Source organism: Microbacterium sp. gxy059 (assembly GCF_050958665.1).
Classification (GTDB): Bacteria; Actinomycetota; Actinomycetes; order Actinomycetales; family Microbacteriaceae; genus Microbacterium.
The window spans coordinates 33,795-53,971 of the sequence record NZ_JAMXWT010000019.1; the positions used below are offsets into that span (position 1 = coordinate 33,795).

18 protein-coding genes and 1 tRNA gene are annotated in these 20,177 nt (G+C 71.4%); 6 read left to right on the forward strand and 13 right to left on the reverse strand.

The window, feature by feature from the left end:
* Positions 1–67: 67 nt before the first annotated feature.
* The 4 genes from NHL53_RS11280 to NHL53_RS11295 all read left to right on the forward strand — a co-directional run bounded on the left by NHL53_RS11280 (position 68) and on the right by NHL53_RS11295 (position 4,431).
* The gene (locus NHL53_RS11280) at positions 68–1,099 is read left to right on the forward strand and encodes a LacI family DNA-binding transcriptional regulator (protein ID WP_433776963.1); all 1,032 of its coding nucleotides are present in this window, start codon (positions 68–70) and stop codon (positions 1,097–1,099) included.
* 185 nt (positions 1,100–1,284) lie between these two features.
* A complete protein-coding gene (locus tag NHL53_RS11285; protein ID WP_433776964.1) occupies positions 1,285–2,565 on the forward strand; it encodes an ABC transporter substrate-binding protein in 1,281 nt (426 codons plus the stop codon).
* Positions 2,566–2,638: 73 nt separating this feature from the next.
* Entirely contained in the window at positions 2,639–3,541 is a 903-nt protein-coding gene (locus NHL53_RS11290) for a carbohydrate ABC transporter permease (RefSeq protein WP_433776965.1), read from the forward strand.
* A complete protein-coding gene (locus tag NHL53_RS11295) occupies positions 3,538–4,431 on the forward strand; it encodes a carbohydrate ABC transporter permease (RefSeq protein ID WP_433776966.1) in 894 nt (297 codons plus the stop codon). The genes NHL53_RS11290 and NHL53_RS11295 overlap by 4 nt, the downstream gene beginning before the upstream one ends.
* Before the next feature lie 85 nt (positions 4,432–4,516).
* Here the strand turns inward: NHL53_RS11295 and trxA are convergent, their stop codons facing one another.
* From trxA to NHL53_RS11310, 3 genes are read right to left on the reverse strand one after another with little or no spacing between them, the layout of a single operon-like run.
* On the reverse strand, positions 4,517–4,894 hold the full coding sequence (trxA, locus tag NHL53_RS11300) for a thioredoxin (RefSeq protein ID WP_433776967.1): 378 nt from the start codon (positions 4,892–4,894) through the stop codon (positions 4,517–4,519).
* Positions 4,895–4,934: 40 nt separating this feature from the next.
* Positions 4,935–5,519 (reverse strand): isochorismatase family protein, encoded by a 585-nt coding sequence (locus NHL53_RS11305; protein ID WP_433776968.1) that lies wholly within the window; start codon positions 5,517–5,519, stop codon positions 4,935–4,937.
* Between the two features lie 31 nt (positions 5,520–5,550).
* On the reverse strand, positions 5,551–6,195 hold the full coding sequence (locus NHL53_RS11310; RefSeq protein ID WP_433776969.1) for an SDR family oxidoreductase: 645 nt from the start codon (positions 6,193–6,195) through the stop codon (positions 5,551–5,553).
* A gap of 256 nt (positions 6,196–6,451) precedes the next feature.
* On the opposite strand from NHL53_RS11310, the gene NHL53_RS11315 reads away from it, so the two are divergent.
* Positions 6,452–6,937, forward strand: a complete 486-nt coding sequence (locus tag NHL53_RS11315; protein WP_433776970.1) for an FBP domain-containing protein — start codon at positions 6,452–6,454, stop codon at positions 6,935–6,937.
* 108 nt (positions 6,938–7,045) lie between these two features.
* A complete protein-coding gene (locus NHL53_RS11320; protein ID WP_433776971.1) occupies positions 7,046–7,576 on the forward strand; it encodes a nitroreductase family protein in 531 nt (176 codons plus the stop codon).
* A gap of 45 nt (positions 7,577–7,621) precedes the next feature.
* On the opposite strand, the gene NHL53_RS11325 is transcribed toward NHL53_RS11320, so the two are convergent.
* From NHL53_RS11325 to topA, 10 genes are all read right to left on the reverse strand, one after another.
* Entirely contained in the window at positions 7,622–9,157 is a 1,536-nt protein-coding gene (locus tag NHL53_RS11325) for an alpha-N-arabinofuranosidase (protein ID WP_433776972.1), read from the reverse strand.
* A 33-nt stretch (positions 9,158–9,190) separates the two neighbouring features.
* Positions 9,191–10,096 carry a carbohydrate ABC transporter permease gene (locus NHL53_RS11330; RefSeq protein ID WP_433776973.1) on the reverse strand — a complete coding sequence of 302 codons (906 nt, stop codon included), beginning with the start codon at positions 10,094–10,096 and terminating at the stop codon, positions 9,191–9,193.
* Entirely contained in the window at positions 10,093–11,052 is a 960-nt protein-coding gene (locus tag NHL53_RS11335) for a carbohydrate ABC transporter permease (protein ID WP_433776974.1), read from the reverse strand. The genes NHL53_RS11330 and NHL53_RS11335 overlap by 4 nt, the downstream gene beginning before the upstream one ends.
* A complete protein-coding gene (locus NHL53_RS11340; protein WP_433776975.1) occupies positions 11,049–12,377 on the reverse strand; it encodes an extracellular solute-binding protein in 1,329 nt (442 codons plus the stop codon). The genes NHL53_RS11335 and NHL53_RS11340 overlap by 4 nt, the downstream gene beginning before the upstream one ends.
* 113 nt (positions 12,378–12,490) lie before the next feature.
* The gene (locus NHL53_RS11345; protein WP_433776976.1) at positions 12,491–13,537 is read right to left on the reverse strand and encodes a LacI family DNA-binding transcriptional regulator; all 1,047 of its coding nucleotides are present in this window, start codon (positions 13,535–13,537) and stop codon (positions 12,491–12,493) included.
* A 213-nt stretch (positions 13,538–13,750) separates the two neighbouring features.
* Positions 13,751–13,826, reverse strand: a tRNA-Thr gene (locus NHL53_RS11350).
* Between the two features lie 87 nt (positions 13,827–13,913).
* Positions 13,914–15,503: an alpha/beta hydrolase gene (locus NHL53_RS11355; protein WP_433776977.1), complete on the reverse strand. Its 1,590-nt coding sequence runs from the start codon at positions 15,501–15,503 to the stop codon at positions 13,914–13,916.
* Positions 15,500–16,657, reverse strand: coding sequence for a DNA polymerase III subunit delta' (locus NHL53_RS11360; protein ID WP_433776978.1), 1,158 nt, complete (start codon positions 16,655–16,657; stop codon positions 15,500–15,502). Before NHL53_RS11360 ends, NHL53_RS11355 begins: the two co-directional genes overlap by 4 nt.
* A 5-nt stretch (positions 16,658–16,662) precedes the next feature.
* Positions 16,663–17,307 carry a dTMP kinase gene (gene tmk, locus NHL53_RS11365; protein ID WP_433776979.1) on the reverse strand — a complete coding sequence of 215 codons (645 nt, stop codon included), beginning with the start codon at positions 17,305–17,307 and terminating at the stop codon, positions 16,663–16,665.
* Positions 17,304–20,006: a type I DNA topoisomerase gene (topA, locus tag NHL53_RS11370; protein WP_433776980.1), complete on the reverse strand. Its 2,703-nt coding sequence runs from the start codon at positions 20,004–20,006 to the stop codon at positions 17,304–17,306. Before topA ends, tmk begins: the two co-directional genes overlap by 4 nt.
* Positions 20,007–20,177: the final 171 nt, after the last annotated feature.

Sequence of the window (20,177 nt, forward strand, 5' to 3'; positions counted from 1 at the left end):
CCACGCGCGGCGTCGCCGGGGAAGCCCTTCCCCGGGGCCGCGCACGAGCCGCGGACGAAGGAGTGCCATGGCGGCGGAGACCGAACCACCGACGACGCGGGTCACGCTCGCGCGCGTCGCCGAGCGCGCCGGCGTCAGCCTGAAGACGGCCTCGCGGGCTCTCGGCGGCGAGTCGTACGTGAGCGAGGCGACCCGCGACCGCGTGCTCGCCGCCGCCCACGAGCTCGGCTATCAGCGCAACACCGCGGCGAGCCTCCTCGCCAGCGGCCGTCTCGCCGACACGATCGTCCTCGTCACGGGCGACGTCACGAACCCGTTCTATTCGGCGCTCGCGCGGGCGATCGAGGACGAGCTCCGGCCGCACGGCATCCAGCTCTCGGTCGCGAACTCCCGCGAATCGTCCGAGCAGGAGTGGCGCACGGCGTGCGACCTCGCCGACCGGCAGACCCGCGCGCTCATCGTCGTCTCCGCGCTCCACGACCACGCCGCATACGGCGCCCTCCGTTCTCGGGGGATCCCCGTCGTCTTCGTCGACCGCCCCGCCGTGGGGCTCGACGCCGACTCGGTGCTGTTCGACAACCGCGAAGGCGGGCGCATCGCCGCCCGGCACCTGCGCGACGCAGGGCACTCCCGCATCGCCGTGATCAGCGACTACAGCTGGCTGCATACCTCGCGCGAGCGCCTCGCCGGCATCGAGGACGTCCTGTCGGATCCGCCCGTCGCCTCCGGGCGGCGCGAGCTGATCCGCGGCGACGCGCACGACGCTCAGACCGCCAGGGCGAGCGCCGCCGAGCTGCTCGCGCTGCCCGATCCCCCCACCGCGATCATCGCGGGGAACAACCGCGCGCTGCTCGGCCTGCTGGAGCACCTGCGCGGGATCCCCGCCGCCGAGCGACCCGCCGTCGTCTCCTTCGATGACATCGAGTGGGGCGGCGTGCTCGGCATCACCGTCGTGGCGGGCGACGTCGAGGCGCTGGGCCGTCGGGCCGCGCAGCTCGCCGTCTCCCCCCTCGCGAACGGCGCCCGCCCCGCGGAGCGCATCGAACTGCCGATGAAGCTCGTCGCGCGCGAGTCCTCGGCGGGGTGGACCACACCATGAGAACCGTCGGAAGAGAGGAACATCTCGAGCACATCACGTTGTCCGCCCCGGCGGACGAAACCGTTGGACATCCGACCGAACCCGGGTGTTCAATGACTGAGCGCCGGCGAGGCACCGCCCGCCGCAGGCCCGACAGGGCCATCCCGAGCACCCCCGCTCCAGTCGATGAAGGTGGAGACAATCCCATGAAGAGAACCCGTATTCTTTCGGTCGCGGCCGCTGCCGCGGCCCTGACCCTCACCCTCGCGTCGTGCTCCGGCGACGGGGGCGGCACCGGCGGAGACGGCGGCGGTGGCGGCGACAAGGTGGAGGTGTTCACCTGGTGGGCCGCCGGCACCGAGAAGGCCGGTCTCGACGCCCTCGTCGAGGTCTTCGACGAGCAGCACCCCGACGTGGAGTTCGTCAACGGCGCGGTCGCGGGCGGCGCCGGATCCGCGGCGAAGGACCTGCTGCAGTCGCGCCTGCAGGCGGGCGACCCGCCCGACACGTTCCAGGCCCACGCGGGCGCGGAGCTGCAGGACTACATCGACGCCGCGCAGATCGAGGACATCTCCGATCTCTACGACGAGTTCGGTCTGACCGACGCCTTCCCCGCCGACCTCATCGACCGCCTCACGGTCGACGGCGCGATCTACTCGATCCCCGCGAACATCCACCGCGCGAACGTCGTCTGGGCCAACCCGTCGGTGCTCGAGGAGGCCGGTCTCGATGCCGACGCCGAGTACTCGTCGATCGACGAGTGGATCACGGCGCTCGAGGCGGTCGAGGAGACCGGCAAGACCCCGCTGTCGGTCGCGACCACCTGGACCCAGGTGAACCTGCTCGAGACCGTGCTGCTGGCCGAGCTCGGCCCCGAGGCCTACGAGGGCCTCTGGTCGGGCGACACCGACTGGGCGGGATCCGACGTGACCGCCGCCCTCGAGGACTTCGAGACGCTCATGGGCTTCACGAACGGCGACCGCGACGGCCTCGACTGGCCCGACGCGACGCAGCAGGTCATCGACGGCCAGGCCGCGTTCAACGTCATGGGCGACTGGGCCGAGGCCTCGTTCGCCGAGGCGGGTCTCGAGCCCGGCACCGACTACACCTTCTTCCCGGTGCCCGGCACCGACGGCGTGTTCGACTTCCTCGCCGACAGCTTCGTGCTGCCGGTGGGCGCCCCGAGCCCCGACGGGGCGAAGGCGTGGCTCGAGACCGTCGGATCGGCCGAGGGCCAGACGGCGTTCAACCAGGCGAAGGGATCCATCCCCGCCCGCACGGACGCCGACACGAGCGACTTCGCGGAGTACCAGCAGACGGCCATCGAGTCGTTCGCGAACGACACGATCGTCTCCTCGCTCGCTCACGGCGCGGCGACGCCCGTCGCGGTGCTGAACCAGATCTCCGACGCGACGAGCAAGTTCACGACGGGCGCGAGCGACCTCGCGACCTACCAGGAAGAGCTCGCCGCCGCTGCGGGCGAGTGACACGATTCGACAGGGGCTCCGGGGCGGCAGCATCAGCCGCCCCGGAGCCGTCTGAGGAGAGGGGGACCACCCGATGAAGGGGATCCGCAAAGCCGGCCCGCCGCTGCTGATGCTCGCGCCGTCGCTCATCCTGCTCGTGGTGTTCGTCTACGGCCTCATCGCCGCGAACTTCTACACCTCGATCACCGACAACCACACGGCCGGGCAGGCCACGGGGCAGCAGCCCACGGTGCTCGTCTGGCTCGACAACTACATCGCGCTGCTCGCCACCGACGACTTCCAGCACTCGCTCATCAACCTGCTGCTGTTCACCGCGGTGTTCCTCGGGGGCGCGATGCTCATGGGCTTCATGTGGGCATGGATCCTCGAGCGTCCCGCCAAGGGCGAGGGGTTCTTCCGGGCGATCTACCTGTTCCCGATGGCCGTCTCGTTCGTCGCGAGCGGTGTCGTCTGGCGCTGGCTGCTGAACAGCAACGAGGGCGAGAGCGCGTCCGGGCTCAACCGGCTGTTCCAGATGATCGGGCTCGACGCGCTGCAGAACCCGTGGTGGAACAACATCACGTTCGGCATCATCGCGATCGCGCTGCCCGCCATCTGGCAGCTGGCCGGCTACGTCATGGCGCTCTTCCTCGCGGGCTTCCGCGGGATCCCCGACGAGCTGCGCGAGGCCGCGCGCATGGACGGCGCGTCGGAGTGGCAGCTCTACCGGTACGTGCTGTTCCCGCAGCTCGCCCCCGTGGCGCTGTCGGCGCTCGTCATCATCGGCCACATGTCGCTGAAGTCGTTCGACCTCATCATGTCGATCTCGAAGCCGGCGAACTACCAGACGAAGGTCCCGGCAGTCGACATGTTCGTGTTCAAGAGCAGCTTCGACTACGCCAACGCGGCCGCGGTCGGAACCGTGCTGCTCGTGATCGTCGCCGTCGTCATCATCCCCTACCTCTGGGCGACCAACCGGAAGGAGCGGAGCCGATGAGCACCACGGCCCTCATCACGACCAAGGGCGCGGCCCCCGCGCCCTCCCCCGTCGTCGGCAGCGACCGGGCGAAGCGCAGCGCATGGCGCACCGCGCGCTACGCGGTCGCGATCCTCTCGGTCATCATCGTCCTCATCCCCGTCTACGTGCTGCTCGTCACGAGCTTCAAGGGCACGGGAGACGCGGCGCCGACCCGCGCGTGGGCGCTGCCCGAGACGTGGACCCTCGAGAACTGGCAGGCGGCCTTCACGGCGCTGTGGCCCTCGATGATGCGCTCGTTCGCGATCGTCATCCCGTCGGCGATCATCTCGTCTGTCCTCGGATCCCTCAACGGCTACGTGCTGTCGCGCTGGTCGTTCCGCGGGGCGAACATCGTGTTCGCCTGCATCCTGTTCGGCATGTTCATCCCGTACCAGGCGGTGATGATCCCGCTGTCGCAGCTGATGATCGGGGCGGGGATCCCGAGCGGCGTTCCCTCGCTGATCCTGCTGCACGTGGTCTACGGCATCCCGATCACGACGCTCATCTTCCGCAACTACTACGAGACCGTGCCCCACGAGCTCGTCGAGGCAGCGCGCGTCGACGGCGCGGGCATGCTGCGCACGTACTGGTCGGTGATCCTGCCGATCTCGATCCCGAGCTTCGTGGTCGTGCTCATCTGGCAGTTCACGAACGCGTGGAACGACTTCCTGTTCGCCGTGTTCTTCGCGTCGAGCCAGAACGGCCCCGTCACGCTCGCGCTGAACAACCTGGCCAACGGCGCGATGCTGCAGAACTACGGCGTCTCGATGGCGGGCGCGCTGCTCGCCTCGTTCCCGCCGCTGATCGTGTACATCCTGCTCGGGAAGTACTTCGTCGGCGGCCTGATGTCGGGCTCGGTCAAGGGCTGACGAACGCACGACGACGGCGCCGGAGAGAGCGAGTTCCCCCGCTTCCTCCGGCGCCGTCGTCGTGCGCCCTGAGGCGCCGTCGCGCTCAGGCCTCGGCGCTCTGCGCCTTCTGCTCGGCGATCTTCTGGCGCACCTCGTCCATGTCGAGGTCGCGCACGGCCGTGACGAGCTGCTCGAGCTGCGGCGCGGGCAGGGCCCCGGGCTGCGCGAAGACGAGGACGCCGTCGCGGAAGGCCATGAGCGTCGGGATGGACGTGATCTGGAAGGCCGCCGCGAGCTCCTGCTGCGCCTCCGTGTCGACCTTCCCGAACACGATGTCGTCGTGCGTCTCGGAGGCCTGTTCGAAGACGGGTGCGAAGCTGCGGCACGGGCCGCACCATTCCGCCCAGAAGTCGAGCAGCACGATGCCGCCCTTCTGGATCGTGTCGTTCAGCGTGTCCTGGGTGATCTCGGTCGTCGCCATCGAGCCAGCCTAACGGCGCGTCGACGGCCGAGGGCCGCCGTCAGTCGGCCAGGCCGGACGCGGCGAGCTCCGCGCCGCCGTGCGCGAGCTCGGCGAGGGCCGCCTCGCTCGTCTCCTCCCCCACCCCGGCCACGAGGTCGGTGAGGATCCGCACGCGCTGCCCGAGCGCGAGCGCGTCGAGCGCCGTCGCCCGGACGCAGTGATCGGTCGCGAGGCCCACGACGTCGACGCGGTCGATGCCGGAGGCGGTCAGGATCTCGGCGACGGCGCGGCCGTCGTCGGCCGTGCCCTCGAACATCGAGTAGGCGGGCACGCCCTGCCCCTTCTTCACGTGGTGCGTGACGGCGCCGGCGTCGAACCACGGGTCGTACTCGGATCCCGCCGTGCCCGCGATGCAGTGCGGCGGCCAGGTGTCCGTCCAGTCCGGATCGTCGCTGATGTGGCCGCCGTTGTCGCTGTCGGGCTCGTGCCAGTCGCGCGAGGCGATGATCGCCCGGTACTGCTCGGCGGTGGTCGCGAGGAACCGGGTCACGCGCGCGGCGACGGCATCTCCTCCGGCCACCGCGAGCGCCCCGTCCTCCGTGAAGTCGTTCTGGAGGTCGACGATGAGAAGCGCGTGTGCCATGCCCCGAGGGTACGTCGCGAGACGCCTCGCGTCAGCCCCGGATGGCGTCCGCGATCGGCACCTCGCCCGTGCCGAAGCGGATCGTGCGCCGGATCGTCGAGTCGTCGGCCAGCACGGCGGCGGCGACCGCCGCGACGTCGGCGCGCGGGACCTGGCCGCGGCCGGGGTCGACCGTCTCGATGCGCCCCGTCGGCTCGTCGAGCGTGAGCGGCCCCGGCCCGAGGATCGTCCAGTCGAGCCCGCTCTCGCGCAGGTGCGCGTCGGCCGCCGACTTCGCGTCGGCGTAGGGGAAGAACGAATCGGTCTCGGGCACGCCGTGGTCGGGGCCCGCCCCGAGGTACGACACCATGACGTAGCGGTCGACGCCCGCCGAGACGGCCGCGTCGATCGACCGGATCGCGGCGTCGCGGTCGACGGCGTAGGTGCGCGCGGCATCGCCGCCGCCGGCGCCCGCCGACCACACGATCGCGTCGCGCCCGGCGAAGAGCGCCGCCAGGGCGTCGGCGCCGAGGCGCTCGACGTCGGCGACGAGAGGAATGGCGCCCGTCGCGGCGACGTCGCCCTCGTGGGCGGGGTCGCGGATCACGCTGACGACCTCGTCGCCGCGCGCCTTGAGAAGAGGGGCGAGGCGCAGTGCCACCTTGCCGTGACCGCCGATGATGAGAACGCGCGACATCCGCGACTCCTTCCGCTGGGGTTCGGGGGAACATCTCCACGCTATCGCCGTGTGCGCCGTCCGGGGCCGTGCGGCCCCATCCTCTGCAGGCAAGGGGTACGATCGACCCCGTGATGGATCGAGGATCCCTGCGGGGAGAGAGGAGGCCGTCGACGCGCTCTGCGTCGGCGACCGCACGGGCCTGACCGCCCGCTCCTTCGCGCGCCCTCGGGGCGCGCTCCCTCATCGACCCATCTGCTACAGAGAGACCCTCACCATGCGTCCCCTCGATGCCGCCCTCATCCGGGCGTCCTTCGCCAATGTCTCCGTGCGCGAGCGCAAGAGCATCGTCCTTCCCGACCTCGACCTCGTCGACTGGGATCGGATCGACTTCCTCGGCTGGCGCGATCCGAAGCTCCCGCTCGTCGGATACGTCGTCGCGATCGTCGACGACGAACCCGTCGGCCTGATGCTCTCGCAGACGCACGCCTCGCCCCGCGGCCGCACGCTGTGCGCGCTGTGCAACGACGTGTACCTGCCGAACCCCGTCGTGCTGTTCGGCGCCAAGCGCGCCGGTGCGGCCGGTCGGCGCGGCGACACCGTCGCCACGTACGTCTGCGCCGCGTTCGAGTGCAACGCCAATGCGCGCCGGACGCCGCGGATGGCCTACACGGGCTTCGACGTCGAGGCCGCCCGCCAGGAGCGCATCGCGCAGATGCGCGAGCGCGTGACGGGCTTCGCCCGCGAGGTGGCCCGCGCCTGACCGCGCGCGGGCCGGTGCCCGGACCCCTCCGGACGCCGGCCCCTCCGGGCGGTACGCTGTGCGCATGCATCGAGTGCTCCCCTCCCTGCGCGTCCGGGCGATCGCCTGATGTCCGCCCTCGAGGCCGCCCGGCGACGGCGATCCTGGTCGAAGGTGACCGACGACGCGCCGACCCGCGAGGAGCTGCTCGAGCTGGTGCAGGCGGCGGGCCGCGTCGCCGATCACTCGAGCCTCGCCCCGTGGCGGCTCATCGAGCTGCGCGGCGCCGACCGCGCGGCTCTCGGCCGCGCGATCGGCGAGGCGACGGGCGAGAAGCCGTCGTCGAAGCCGCTGCGCGCGCCGCTGCTCATCGCGGTCGTCTCGAGCCCGAAGCCCAGCCGGAAGGTGCCCGAGTGGGAGCAGGAGGCCGTGGCCTCCGGCGTCGCCCACCTGCTGAGCCTGCTGCTCGACGAGGCCGGGTGGGGCGTCATCTGGCGCACCGGCGGCTTCGTCCGCGAGCCCGCGATCGCCCGCGCGCACGGCCTCGCCGAGGGCGAGAGGCTGCTCGGCTGGCTCTATGTCGGCGGGCGGCCCGACCGCGAGCGCGCGCCCCGCGCTCTCATCGACCCGGAGGCATTCGTCAGCCGGTTCCCCGGCTGAGGCGCCGCCGCGGATCCCGGGGCGGGGATCCGCGGCGCACGGACCTCAGCTCCGCGTCACCTCGACCTCCACGGCCGACCAGGACAGCGGCGGCAGGGTCAGGCGCACCGCGCCGTCCTCGATCCCCACCCGCTCCAGCGAGCGCAGGCCCACCCGATCCGGCGCATCGAGCGTGTTCGCGCTGTGCCGGTCGCCCCCCTCGGGCACGGCGAGCACCTCCGCCGAGAGGAGCGCGCGCGCCGCGAGGCCGTGCAGGTCGATCGCGACGTCCGCGTCATCCTCGAGCGACCGATTGGCGAGGAACAGGGCGAGCCTGCCGCGCTCCTCGTCCCACGTCGCGACGGCGTCGACCTCGTCGACATCGCCGTAGCGCTTCGTGGGGGCCGTCGACGACGACACCGCCAGGCGGAGGATCCGGCCCCTGGCCATCCGGGACATGCGCGCGAACGGCCAGAACGAGGCCTGCCGCCAGGCGGGCCCTCCCTCCTCGGAGCGGATCGGCGCGATGACGTTCACGAGCTGCGCCTGGTTCGCGATCCGCACGCGGTCCCCGTGCCGCAGCAGGCTGTGCAGGAAGGTGCCGACCACGACGGCGTCGGTGACCGAGTACGCGTCCTCGATGAGCCGCGGGTGGGTGCGCCACGACTCCTGCACGCGATGGGGCTGGTCGTCGGTGTCGAGCCCCGTCTGGTACCAGACGTTCCACTCGTCGAACGAGATGTCCACCTGCTTCCGGTGCCCTCCCGCCGCCTTCACCGCGTCGATCGTCGCGACGACGCCGTCGATGAACTCGTCCATGTCGACCGCCTCGGCGAGGAAGGAGCGGACGTCGCCGTCGTGCTCCTGGTAGTAGGCGTGCATCGAGATGTAGTCGACCTCGTCGTAGGCGTGCGTGAGCACCGTGTGCTCCCAGGATCCGAAGGTGGGCATCTGGCGGTTCGACGAGCCGACCGCGACGAGCTCGATGGACGGGTCGACGAGCTTCATCGCCTTCGCCGCCTCCTGAGCGAGTCGCCCGTACTCGTGAGCCGTCTTGTGGCCGATCTGCCACGGCCCGTCGAGCTCGTTGCCGAGGCACCACAGTCGGATGCCGAAGGGATCCTCGGCTCCGTTGCGGCGGCGCAGATCCGACCAGTGGGTGCCTCCCGGATGGTTGGCGTACTCGACGAGGGCTCGCGCCTCCTCGACGCCCCGGGTGCCGAGGTTGATGGCCTCCATCACCTCCACGTCGGCGGCGCGCGCCCAGTCGACGAACTCGTGCAGGCCGAACGCGTTGGTCTCGATCGTGTGCCACGCGCCGTCGATGCGCACGGGGCGCTCGTCGACGGGGCCGACGCCGTCCTCCCAGCGGTACCCCGAGACGAAGTTGCCGCCCGGATAGCGCACGACGGTCGGGCCCATCTCGCGCACGAGCTCCAGCACGTCGGCGCGGAACCCCCTCTCGTCGGCCGTCGGATGCCCCGGCTCGAAGATGCCCGTGTAGACGCAGCGCCCCATGTGCTCGACGAACGAGCCGAAGAGGCGGTGCGGCACGTCGGCCACCTGGAAGTCGCGGTCGATGGTGATCCTGGCGTGAGTCATGTCCTGTCGGGTTTCCTTTCGCGAGCGTTCTGGTCACTGACCGCCGAGGCCGCTGGTGGCGACGCCCTTGACGATCTGCTTCTGGAAGACGATGAAGACGACGATGAGCGGCAGCGCGGCGAGGACCGCCTGCGCCATCACCTGCGCGTACTGCACGCCGTAGGCGCTGATGACGGTCTGCAGCCCGACCGGCAGCGTCATGAGGGTCGTGTCGTTGATCACGAGGAACGGCCAGAGGAAGTTGTTCCAGGTGGTGATGAACACGAAGATCGCGACCGACGCGAGGATCGGCCGGGACAGCGGGAGCACGATCGACCAGAACACCCGCAGGCGGCTCGCGCCGTCCATCCGCGCCGCCTCCTCGAGCTCGATCGGCACGGCGTCGAAGAACCGCTTGAGGATGAAGACCATCGCCGGCTGCACCACCTGCGGCAGGATCAGGCCCCAGTGCGTGTCGATCAGGTCGAACGCGAGCATCTCGTAGAACAGGGGGATGATGAGCACCTGCGGCGGCACGACGATCGACGCGATGACCGCGACGAACAGCCAGCGCCGTCCGCGGAAGTCGAGCCGGGAGAACGCGTAGGCGGCGAGCGCCGAGATCGCGAGGGTGAGCGCGGTGGTCGCCGCGGACGTCCAGAGGCTGTTGAGCGCCCAGATCCAGACGTTCCCCTGGGAGAGGATCGCCGTGAACGCCTCGGTGGTCGGTCCGCTCGCCCCGATCCACCCCGGATCTCCCGAGGCGGCGTCGGTCTCGGTCTTGAACGCGGTCGCGACCGCCCAGAGGAAGGGCAGCAGCCAGCTCGCCGCGAGGAGCGCGAGCACCGCGAACGCGAGGATCCGCGAGATGCCGAAGGGCCTCTCCCCCGGGCGCCTGGCCCGAATCCGGCGGCGCTCCCCCGGGACGACGAGCGTGCGGGTCGTGGGCAGGGCGGTCATCGCCGCTCCTTCCGTCGGCGGTTCGCGAGAACGGTCTGCGCCGCTCCGACGATGACGATCAGGACGAAGAACACATACGAGATGGCGGCGGAATAGCCGAACCGGTAGCCGACGAAGCCGGCTTCGTAGATGTGCTGCACGATCGAGCGGGTCGTGTCGCTCGAGACGCCCCCGAGCATCTGGTACGCCTGGTCGAACAGCTTGAGGGAGGCGAGCACCTGCAGCAGCACGACGAGCATCGTCGTCGGCCCGAGCTGCGGGAGCGTGATCGAGCCGAGCTGCCGCCATGCGCCCGCTCCGTCGATCGCCGCCGCCTCGTACTGGTGCTGCGGGATGTTCTGGAGCGCCGCGAGGTACAGCAGGAAGTTGAATCCGACCGTCCACCACACGGTCGCGATGACGATCGCGAACATGTTGACGCCGGGGTCCTGCAGCCAGGCGAGCGGCTCCATCCCGAAGAACTCGAGCACGGCGTTCGCGGCGCCGATCTGCGGGTTGAAGATCCACACCCAGATCTGCGAGATCACCGTGGAGGCGAGCAGGTACGGCATGAAGAACGACAGGCGCCAGAGCCACTGGCCGGGAAGGCCGCGGTCGACGAGCAGCGCCATGACGAGGGCGAGCGCCACGAGAGGGACGGTCGAGAGGATCGTGAACCAGACGGTGTTGCCGAGCGACCGCCACATATGCCCGTCGCTCAGCGCCTCCGCGTAGTTCGCGAACCCGACGAAGCCGCCGCCCGCGCCCGTGAGCGACTGGTCGGTGAAGCTGAGGAGGATGCCGTGCAGGATCGGCCAGACGAGGAACAGCGCGAACGCGAGGAGGAACGGCGCGAGGAACAGCCAGCTCGCCACCCGGTCGCCGCGGGCGCCCGCGAGGACGCTGCGGCGGGGCGCCCGTCCGCCCGTGACGATCGACCGCGTGCTGGCGGTGTCGGCGGGCGCGTCGAGGCTCATGACCTGCTCCCGTCCGGATCGGCCGGGTTCGCCTGCGCGAGCAGCGCGTTGACGCGGCGTTCGAAGGCGGCGACGGCCGCGCCGGGATCCGCGCCACGGAGCAGGACGTTCTGCGCGGCCGCGGCGAAGTCTCCCTGGAAGTTCGACCCGGAGCCGGTGAACCAGGCGGACGGGTCGTAGGCGATGTGTTCGGCGGCCTCCGCGTAGTGGGCCTGCGGCACGAGCTCCGCGTATGCCGGCGACTGGGTGACGGGCAGATAGGCCGGGATGTGCCCCGCTTCGGCCCAGCCGAAGGATCCCTGGAGCATGTCGGCCGCGAAGCGGTGGACGAGGTCGCGCCGCGCGGCGTCCGGCCGCTTCTGGTGCGGGAGCACGAACGAGTGCGAGTCGGCGTAGACCGACGGCGTGCCGAACAGCGTCGGGATCATCGTCGCGTCGAACGGGATGCCCGCGTCCTGCATCGTGCGCAGCTCCCACACGCCGGTCAGCAGCATGCCGCTGCGTCCGGTGGCGAACTCGGCGATGGCCGACTGGTAGTCGGCCTGCGTCGCGGCGACCGAGCCGTCGACGAGCCGCTGCATGAACGCGAGCGAGTCGACAGCGGCGCCCGCGTCGATCTCCGCCGTGCCTCCCTCGGGGAACGCCATCGGGGATCCGTGCTGCGGGTAGAGCGTGTAGAACAGGCGCCACAGCTGAGCGGCGTCGCCGAGGTATCCGTAGGAGAGCCCGTTGTCGGGCGCCGCTCCGGCCACCGCCTCGAGCATCTCGATGAACTCGTCGGGAGAGGACACGGGGACGAGGCGCCCCTCGGCGTCGAGCACCCCGGCGGCGGCGCAGATGTCGGTGTTGTACATGAGCACGAAGGGGTGCGCGTCGAGGGCGAGGCTGAACAGCCGATCGCCGACCAGACCCTGCTCCCAGACGGGCCCGGGGAGGGACGACGCGTCGACGCCGAGCTCCGCGAGCCGGTCGAGGTCCCAGGGGTCGAGGAGGCCGCCGGGGGCCCAGCCGGGAACGCGGGTCGCGTGCATCACCGCCACGTCGGGAGCCCGTCCGCCGGCGCCCGCCATCGCGAGCTTCCTGTAATAGGGCGTGCCCCAGGCCAGCACGGTGGGGCGCACGCGGAAGTCGCCCTGCGCCCGGTTGACGTCGTCGAGCAGACCCGACATCGTCACGCCGTCGCCTCCCGAGAGCAGATGCCAGAACTGGAGGGTCTCCGGACCCGATCGCGCCGTCGGCGCGCAGCCGGCGAGCATCGCGGCGCCGGCCGCCGCGGCGGCTCCGGCGAAGAGCTGTCTCCGGGACAGCTGAAGCGGTGGTGTCATGTCACTCCCTTGTGACGCTCCGGCCGCATCGTGCGCCCGGGATCTCGATGCGGCCATGATTACATCGATGTAATCGGGGCGCAAGAGCCATCGCGACGCGCGGGCTCGGCGGATCAGGCGGGCGCGGACCCGCGCGGCACGGCGCGGGTGCTCTCGCGGACGACGAGGCGGTGCGGCAGCGTGATCGAGCGCGGCGGAGCGTCGCGGTCTCCCATGCGGCTGACGAGGAGATCCATCACCGCTTCGGAGAAGTCGACGAGATCGAAGGCGATCGTCGTGAGCGACGGCGTCGTGAAGCGCGAGAGCTGCACGTCGTCGAAGCCCGTCAGCAGCACGTCGCGCGGCACGTCGACGCCGTGAGCGGAGAGCGCCCTCAGCGCCCCCATCGCGAGCGTGTCCGTGAACGCGACGAGCGCGTCGAACGCCGCGCCGCGGTCGAGAAGCGCGCGGACGGCGCGCTCGGACGCCTCGAGCGTCCACTGCTCCGGATCGATCGCGCGGGCCGGGTCGAACGGCAGACCCGCGTCGCTGAGCGCCTCGGTGACGCCCCGCAGGCGGAGGCGGGACGTCGCCGTGGCCCGGGGGTTCTCGAGGTCGCCGCCGAGCACCGCGACGCGGCGCGCGCCCTGCGCGATGACGTGCCGCGTCGCCTCGGCCGCCGCGCCGACGCTGTCGACGCGCACGTGGTCGGCGCCCGGCGCCTCCACCTCGCCGATCATCACGATCGGCGGCAGCCGGTCGGCCTGGGCCACGACGCTGTCCTCGAGGCGCACGGGGTTGAGCACCAGCCCGTCGACGAGCTGAGCCCTGGCGCGTGCGAGCAGATCGCGCTCGCGCTTCGGCTCCGTCGCCGTCTCCTCGATCTGCACGGAGAGCCCGCGGCGGTGCGCCGCCTCGACGATCGCGTGCAGCAGCTCGGACGAGTACGGGGTGTCGAGCGCGGGCAGCGCCAGCGCGATGACGCCCGAACGCCCGCTGCGCAGGCCGCGTGCGCTGAGGTTCGGCACGAAGTCGAGGCGCGCCATGGCGGCCTCGACCCGCTCCCGCGTACCGGGGCGCACGTTCGCCGCGCCCGTCACCACGTTCGAGACCGTCTTCGTCGATACGCCCGCGAGCGCCGCCACGTCGCGCATCGTCGCCCGCACGCCGTCCTCCGTCATGAACCCACCCTAGAGCGCGGCCCGATTCCCACGTGGCAATCGCGCGCCGTGTTCACCGCGAGAGCCGTGGCTGGGGCCGCCCCGGCACGCCCCGAGCCTTGGCGAAGTCCATCGCCAGGGGCCGTGGTGGCGAGGCTTGCCCATCGTTTGCCCATCGTCGCGACGGGCAGGAAATGAAAAGCCCCCGAGATCCGCATGATCTCGGGGGCTTCGTGGAGCCACCTGTCGGAATCGAACCGACGACCTATTCATTACGAGTGAATCGCTCTGCCGACTGAGCTAAGGTGGCGTTCCGCACCGTCTCCGGCACGATCACCAATCTTACACACATCCATCTGGCGAGCTAAATCGCGCGAGCCGGCCGGGCGTGGCGCGTTCAGTCTCCCCCGCAGGTGAGCCCGTCCTCCGGCACCTCGCCGTCGATGAGGAAGCTCTCGACCGCGCCGTCGACGCAGGCGTCGCCGCCTCCGTAGGCCGTGTGGCCCTCCCCCTCGTAGGCGAGGAGCACGCCGCTCGAGAGCTGGTCGGCGAGCGCCTCGGCCCAGGCGAACGGGGTCGCCGGGTCGCCCGTCGTGCCCACGACGAGGATCGGCGCGGCGCCCTCCGCGGTGATCGGCTCCCGCTCGCCGCTCGGCGGGAAGGCCCAGTGCTCGCACAGATCGGGCCCGACCATGTACTCCCAGAGGGTGGCGGCGTCGCCCTGCATGCGCTCCTCGATGTCCTCCCACACGTCGTCGTCCTCGGGCGGGTAGTCCATGCAGTTGTAGGCGTGAAACGCCTCCGTGCTGTTGTCTCCGTAGGTGCCGTCGGGCTCGCGGCCGTTGTAGAAGTCGGCGAGGAACATCATCGTCGACGGGTCGCCCTCGAGGGCGCCGGCGAGCCCCTCGGTGAGGATCGGCCAGTTCTCGGTCGAGTAGAGGGCCGCGAGGATCCCGGTCATGAGCGCGTCGCCGCCGAGCTCGCGGCCGTCGGCGGTGGGCATCGGGCGCGCGTCGGTTTCCGCGAGCAGGGCGCTGAGCTCGCCCAGCGCCTGGTCGGCGGTGCCGCGGAACGGGCAGGCGGACCCGCCGAGACAGCTCTCGAGGTAGGCGCGCAGGGATGCCTCGAATCCGGCCGCCTGCGCCGATCCGACCTCGCTCGCGGGGGCCGACGGGTCGAGGGCGCCGTCGAGCACGAGGCGGCCGGCCCGATCGGGGAACAGCTCGGCGTACGTGGCGCCGAGGAACGTGCCGTACGAGTATCCGAGGTAGTGGAGCTGCTCGTCGCCGAGCACGGCGCGCAGCAGATCCATGTCGCGCGCCGACTGCTCGGTGGTGATGACCTCGAGGAGGTCGCCGGAGTTCTCGTCGCATGCCTCCGCGAACACGGCGTTCGCGGCGTCGACGCTCTCGTCCCACTCGTCGGAGCCGCGGGCGCCGGCGGGGATCCCGTACAGGAACTCGTCCATCTCGTCGGCGCCCAGGCATTCGACGGCCGTCGAGTCGCCGACGCCCCGCGGGTCGAAGCCGACCACGCGGAAGCTGCCGAGCAGCTCTTCGCTGATGCCGTCGTACTGCAGCGACTGCGCGACGTAGTCGACCCCGGATCCGCCGGGGCCGCCGGGGTTGACGAGCAGCGAGCCCACCGGATCGGCGGGCAGGTCGGCCGGTCGGACGACGGCGAGCTCGATCTCGCCGGCCTGCGGGTCGTGCCAGTCGAGGGGCGCCTCGATCGTCGCGCACTGCAGGTCGACCTCGCCCTCCGCGTCGTCGCACGCGCCCCACTCGGGCTGCTGGTCGTAGAACGGCAGCAGCTCGTCCGGAACGCCGTCGGTGACGGGCTGCGGCTCCTCCGCCGGAGCGAAGCGGCCTCCCGCGACGGGCGAGAGCGGGTTCGTGCAGGCGGCGAGCGAGGCGGCGATCGCCCCGACGCCGACGAGGGCGACGAGGGCGCGCGCGACGCCGCGCGGACGACGGCGAGCGGTCATGGGGTCCTTCCGCTGGTGATCGTGATGAGCAGGCTCTCGAGCGCCAGCGTCGGCTGCGCGTTCTGGTCGAGCAGCCCGCGCGTGCGGGCCAGATCGTCGAGCACGGACAGCGTGCGGGTCGCCTCCCACCCGGAGGCGAGCGCCCGCAGCTCGTCGGAGAGCTCGGCGTTGATGAGCGGCGCGCCGTGCCCCATCTGCAGCATGAGCACGTCGCGGTACAGGGAGAGCAGATCAGTGAGCACGCGGTCGAGGCCGTCGCGCACGCTGCGCTTGGCGCGTCGCTCCTGGTCCTCCTTCAGCGCGTTGAGCTGAGAGCGCACGGCGGGCGGCACGCGCCCGCCGTCGTCGATGCCGAGCGTGCGCAGGAGCGCCTCCCTCTCGGCTTCGTCGCGCTCCGCGGTGAGCGCCTTGGCGTCGTCGTTCGCCGCCTGCACGATGCGCCCGGCCACCTCGACGGCGTCGGAGATGCCGCGCGCCCGCAGCACGTCGCGGAGGGTGCGGTCGCGCCGTTCGCGGGAGGCCTCGTCGGTGGCGAGCCGCTGCGCCATCCCGATGTGCCGCTGCGCGTGCCGCGCCGCCTGCTCGGCGAGCGCGGGGTCGACGCCGGTGCGCTCGACGAGGAGCCGCGCGACGTCGTCCACCTCGAGCTCGCGCAGGCGGAGCACCCGCACCCTCGAGCGGATCGTGGGGAGCAGGTCGGCGTCGCTCGGCGCGCACAGCACCCAGATGGTCTGCTCCGGCGGCTCCTCGAGCGCCTTCAGCAGCACGTTCGAGGTGCGCTCGGTCATGCGGTCGGCGTCTTCGACGACGATGACGCGGTATCGCCCCGTCGACGGGGCGTAGTAGGAGCGCTCGACGATCTCGCGCGCCTGCCTGATGGTGATGATGACGCCCTCGGTGCGCAGCCGCGTGAGGTCGGGGTGGGTGCCCGCGAGCACCTGCCGCATGGTCTGCTCGTCATGCGGGCCGTCGGCGATGAGCGCCGCGGCGAACGCGAGCGCGAGCGTGGATCGCCCCGATCCCGGCGGGCCGGTGATGAGCCAGCCGTGCGCGAGCTGGGCGGGGTCTCCCGCGGCCGCGCGGAGGGTCGCGACCGCCTGCTCCTGCCCCAGCACGTCGCCCCACGGCACGGCGGGCGCCTCGGTGGTCGTCATGCCTCTCAGCCTAACGAGGGCATCCGACGCCGGACCTCGGCGAGGATCCGCGCCGCGATCTCGTCGGGCGGCAGCGTCGCGTCGATCACGAGGAAGCGGTCGGGCTCGGCCTGCGAGAGGTCGAGGTAGGCGCGGCGCACCCGCTCGTGGAACTCGGCGCGCTCGGTCTCGAGCCGGTCGAAGGGCTTGTCGTCGGCGTCGAGCCGCCGCCGCGCCTCGGCGGGATCGAGGTCGAGCAGCACCGTGAGGTCGGGGAGCGCCCCCTCGACCGCCCAGAGCGACAGGTCGCGCACCTCGCTCGCGCCGAGCGCGCGCGCCGCGCCCTGGTAGGCGACGGAGGAGTCGAGGTAGCGGTCCTGGATGACGACATCCCCCCGCTCGAGCGCGGGGCGCACCGTCGACGCGACGTGGTGGGCGCGGTCGGCGGCGAACAGCAGCGCCTCCGCGCGAGGACCGAGATCGCCGCGGTGGTGCAGCACGAGCTCGCGCAGCGTCGCGCCCACCTCGGTGCCCCCCGGCTCGCGGGTGCGCACGACGCGCCTGCCGCGCGCCTCGAGCTCGTCCCGCAACCGCTCGGCCTGCGTGGTCTTGCCCGAGCCGTCGCCGCCTTCGAAGGTGATCCAGAGTCCGCGCGGCGCGGCGGGGGTCATTTCTTCTTCTTCGCGGTCGTCGTCCTGCGCGTCGTCGTGCGCTTCTTGGCCGGCCCCTTCGCGCGCTTGTCGGCGAGGAGCTGCACGGCGCGCTCGAAGGTGACGTCGTCGACGCTCTCGCCGCGCGGGATCGTCGCGTTGGTCTCGCCGTCGGTGACGTACGGCCCGAAGCGGCCGTCCCTCACCTTGATCGGCTTGCCGCTCGCGGGATCCTCGGCGAACTCCTTGAGAGCGGTCGCCTGCCGGCGCGCGCCGTACTTCGGCTTCTTGTAGACCTCGAGCGCCTCGTCGAGCGTGATGTCGAAGATCTGCTGCTCGGCCTCGAGCGACCGCGAGTCGGCGCCCTTCTTCAGGTAGGGGCCGTAGCGCCCGTTCTGCGCCGTGATCTCGTCGCCGGACTCGGGGTCGACGCCGACCACGCGCGGGAGGCTCAGGAGCTTCAGGGCCGTGTCGAGGTCGATCGTCTCGGGCGACATGCTCTTGAACAGCGAGGCGCGACGCGGCTTGGGCGCCGCCGCCTTCTTCGCGGTCTTCTTCGGCTTCTCCTCGACGATCTCGCCCGTCGCCGGATCCGCGGCCGCCTCGTCCTCGGGCTCCTGCTCCTCGAGGTAGGGACCGAACCGGCCGTCCTTCACGACGACGACCTTCCCGCTGTCGGGGTTCTCCCCGAGCACGCGGTTGCCCGCGACGGGGGCGTCGATGAGCTCCTGCACCTTCTCGGGCGTGAGCTCGTCGGGGGCGAGCTCCTCGGGGACGTTGATGCGACGCGGATCGGCGTCCTCGGCCGCCTCCGGATCGACGACCTCGAGGTAGGGGCCGTACTTGCCGAAGCGCAGGGTCGCGGTGTCGGTGATGCGGGTCGCGTTGAGCTCGCGCGCGTCGATCTCCCCGAGGTTGTCGACGATGTTGCGCAGCCCGGGGTGCCCGTCGCCGCCGAAGTAGAAGGACTTCAGCCAGTCGGAGCGGTTCTCCTCACCCCGGGCGATGCGGTCGAGGTCCTCCTCCAGCTCAGCGGTGAAGTCGTAGTCGACGAGCTCGGCGAAGTGCTGCTCGAGCAGGCGGACGACGCTGAACGCGAGCCACGTCGGCACGAGGGCCTGGCCCCGCTTGGACACGTATCCGCGGTCGAGGATGACGCCGATGATGCTCGCGAAGGTCGAGGGCCTGCCGATGCCGCGCTCCTCGAGCGCCTTGACGAGGCTGGCCTCGGTGTAGCGGGGCTTCGGGGACGTCGCGTGCGCCTTCGCCTCGGCCTCGCGCACGTCGAGGACGTCGCCTTCGGCGACCTGCGGGAGCTGCTGGTTCTGGTCCTCGTCGTTCTTGTGGCGCTTCTCGTCGGTCGACTCCTCGTACGCCTCGAGGAAGCCCTTGAACGTGTAGACGGTTCCGGAGGCGACGAACTCGAGCGACTCCGATCCGGCGTCGGCGGCGAGCGTCACCGTCGTCGTCTCGAGCTTCGCGTCGGACATCTGGCTGGCGATCGTGCGCTTCCAGATGAGCTCGTACATGCGCAGCTCGTCGCGTCCCAGCTGCCCCTTGACCTCCTTGGGCGTGCGGAACGAGTCGCCCGACGGGCGGATCGCCTCGTGCGCCTCCTGCGCGTTCTTCGACTTGGAGGCGTACATGCGCGGCTTCGCCGGCACGGCCCTGTCGCCGTAGAGCGCGACCGCCTGCGAGCGCGCGGCCTGCACGGCCTGCGCGCTGAGGTTGGTCGAGTCGGTGCGCATATAGGTGATGTATCCGCGCTCGTAGAGGCTCTGGGCGACCGACATCGTGACCTTGGCGGTCATCCCGAGCTTGCGCCCCGCCTCCTGCTGGAGCGTGGAGGTGGTGAAGGGCGCGTAGGGGCGCCTCGTGCCCGGCTTCGACTCGACCTTGGTGACGGTCGCGGATCCGGCCTCGTCGATCGCCTGGGCGAGCGTCGTCGCCCGCTTCTCGTCGAGGACGACGACGGGCTTGGTCAGCTGTCCCCTGTCGTCGAAGTCGCGGCCGGCGGCGAGGGGGGCGCCGTCGACGCGCGCGAGGCGGATCGAGAAGGACTCCGCCTGGCGGGCGGCGAGCGCGGCGATGGACCAGTACTCGGCGGAGACGAAGGCCATTCGCTCGCGCTCGCGCTCGACGACCATGCGCGTCGCCGCGGACTGCACGCGTCCCGCGCTGAGCGCCTGGCCGGAGCTGCCGGAGCCGACCTTGCGCCACAGCACGGGCGAGACGTCCCATCCGTAGAGGCGGTCGAGGACGCGACGCGTCTCCTGCGCGTCGACGAGGGACGTGTCGAGCTCGCGGGTGGACTCGACGGCCTTCTGGATCGCATCCTTCGTGATCTCGTGGAAGACCATGCGCTTGACGGGGACCTTGGGCTTGAGCGTCTCGAGCAGATGCCAGGCGATGGCCTCTCCCTCGCGGTCCTCATCAGTCGCGAGCAGGAGCTCGCTCGCTCCCTTCAGGGCGCGCTTGAGCTCCGCGACGGTCTTCGTCTTGCGATCGCTCACGACGTAGTAGGGAGCGAAGCCGCCGTCGACGTCGATCGAGTACTTCCCGAACTTCGCGCGGTCCTTCTCGGGGATGTCGCGCTTATCCGCGAGGTCGCGGATGTGGCCGACCGAGCTGAGGACCTCGTACTCGTCGCCGAGGTAGCTCTGGATCGAACGCATCTTCGTGGGCGACTCCACGATGACGAGCTTCTTGCCTTCAGCCAAGGGGCGTCCTTTCTTCGATGCACACCATACACACCGCGCGCTGAGCGACTTCGCGGGGTCGAGCGGCGGGAGGAGGGCGTGCTCCGGGCGGTCCTCCGCGGGGGCGGATCGTCCGGCGCGCCGGCGGGTGGGGGTCCTGCCCGCGCGACGGCGGACACGGGGAGGCCGGCG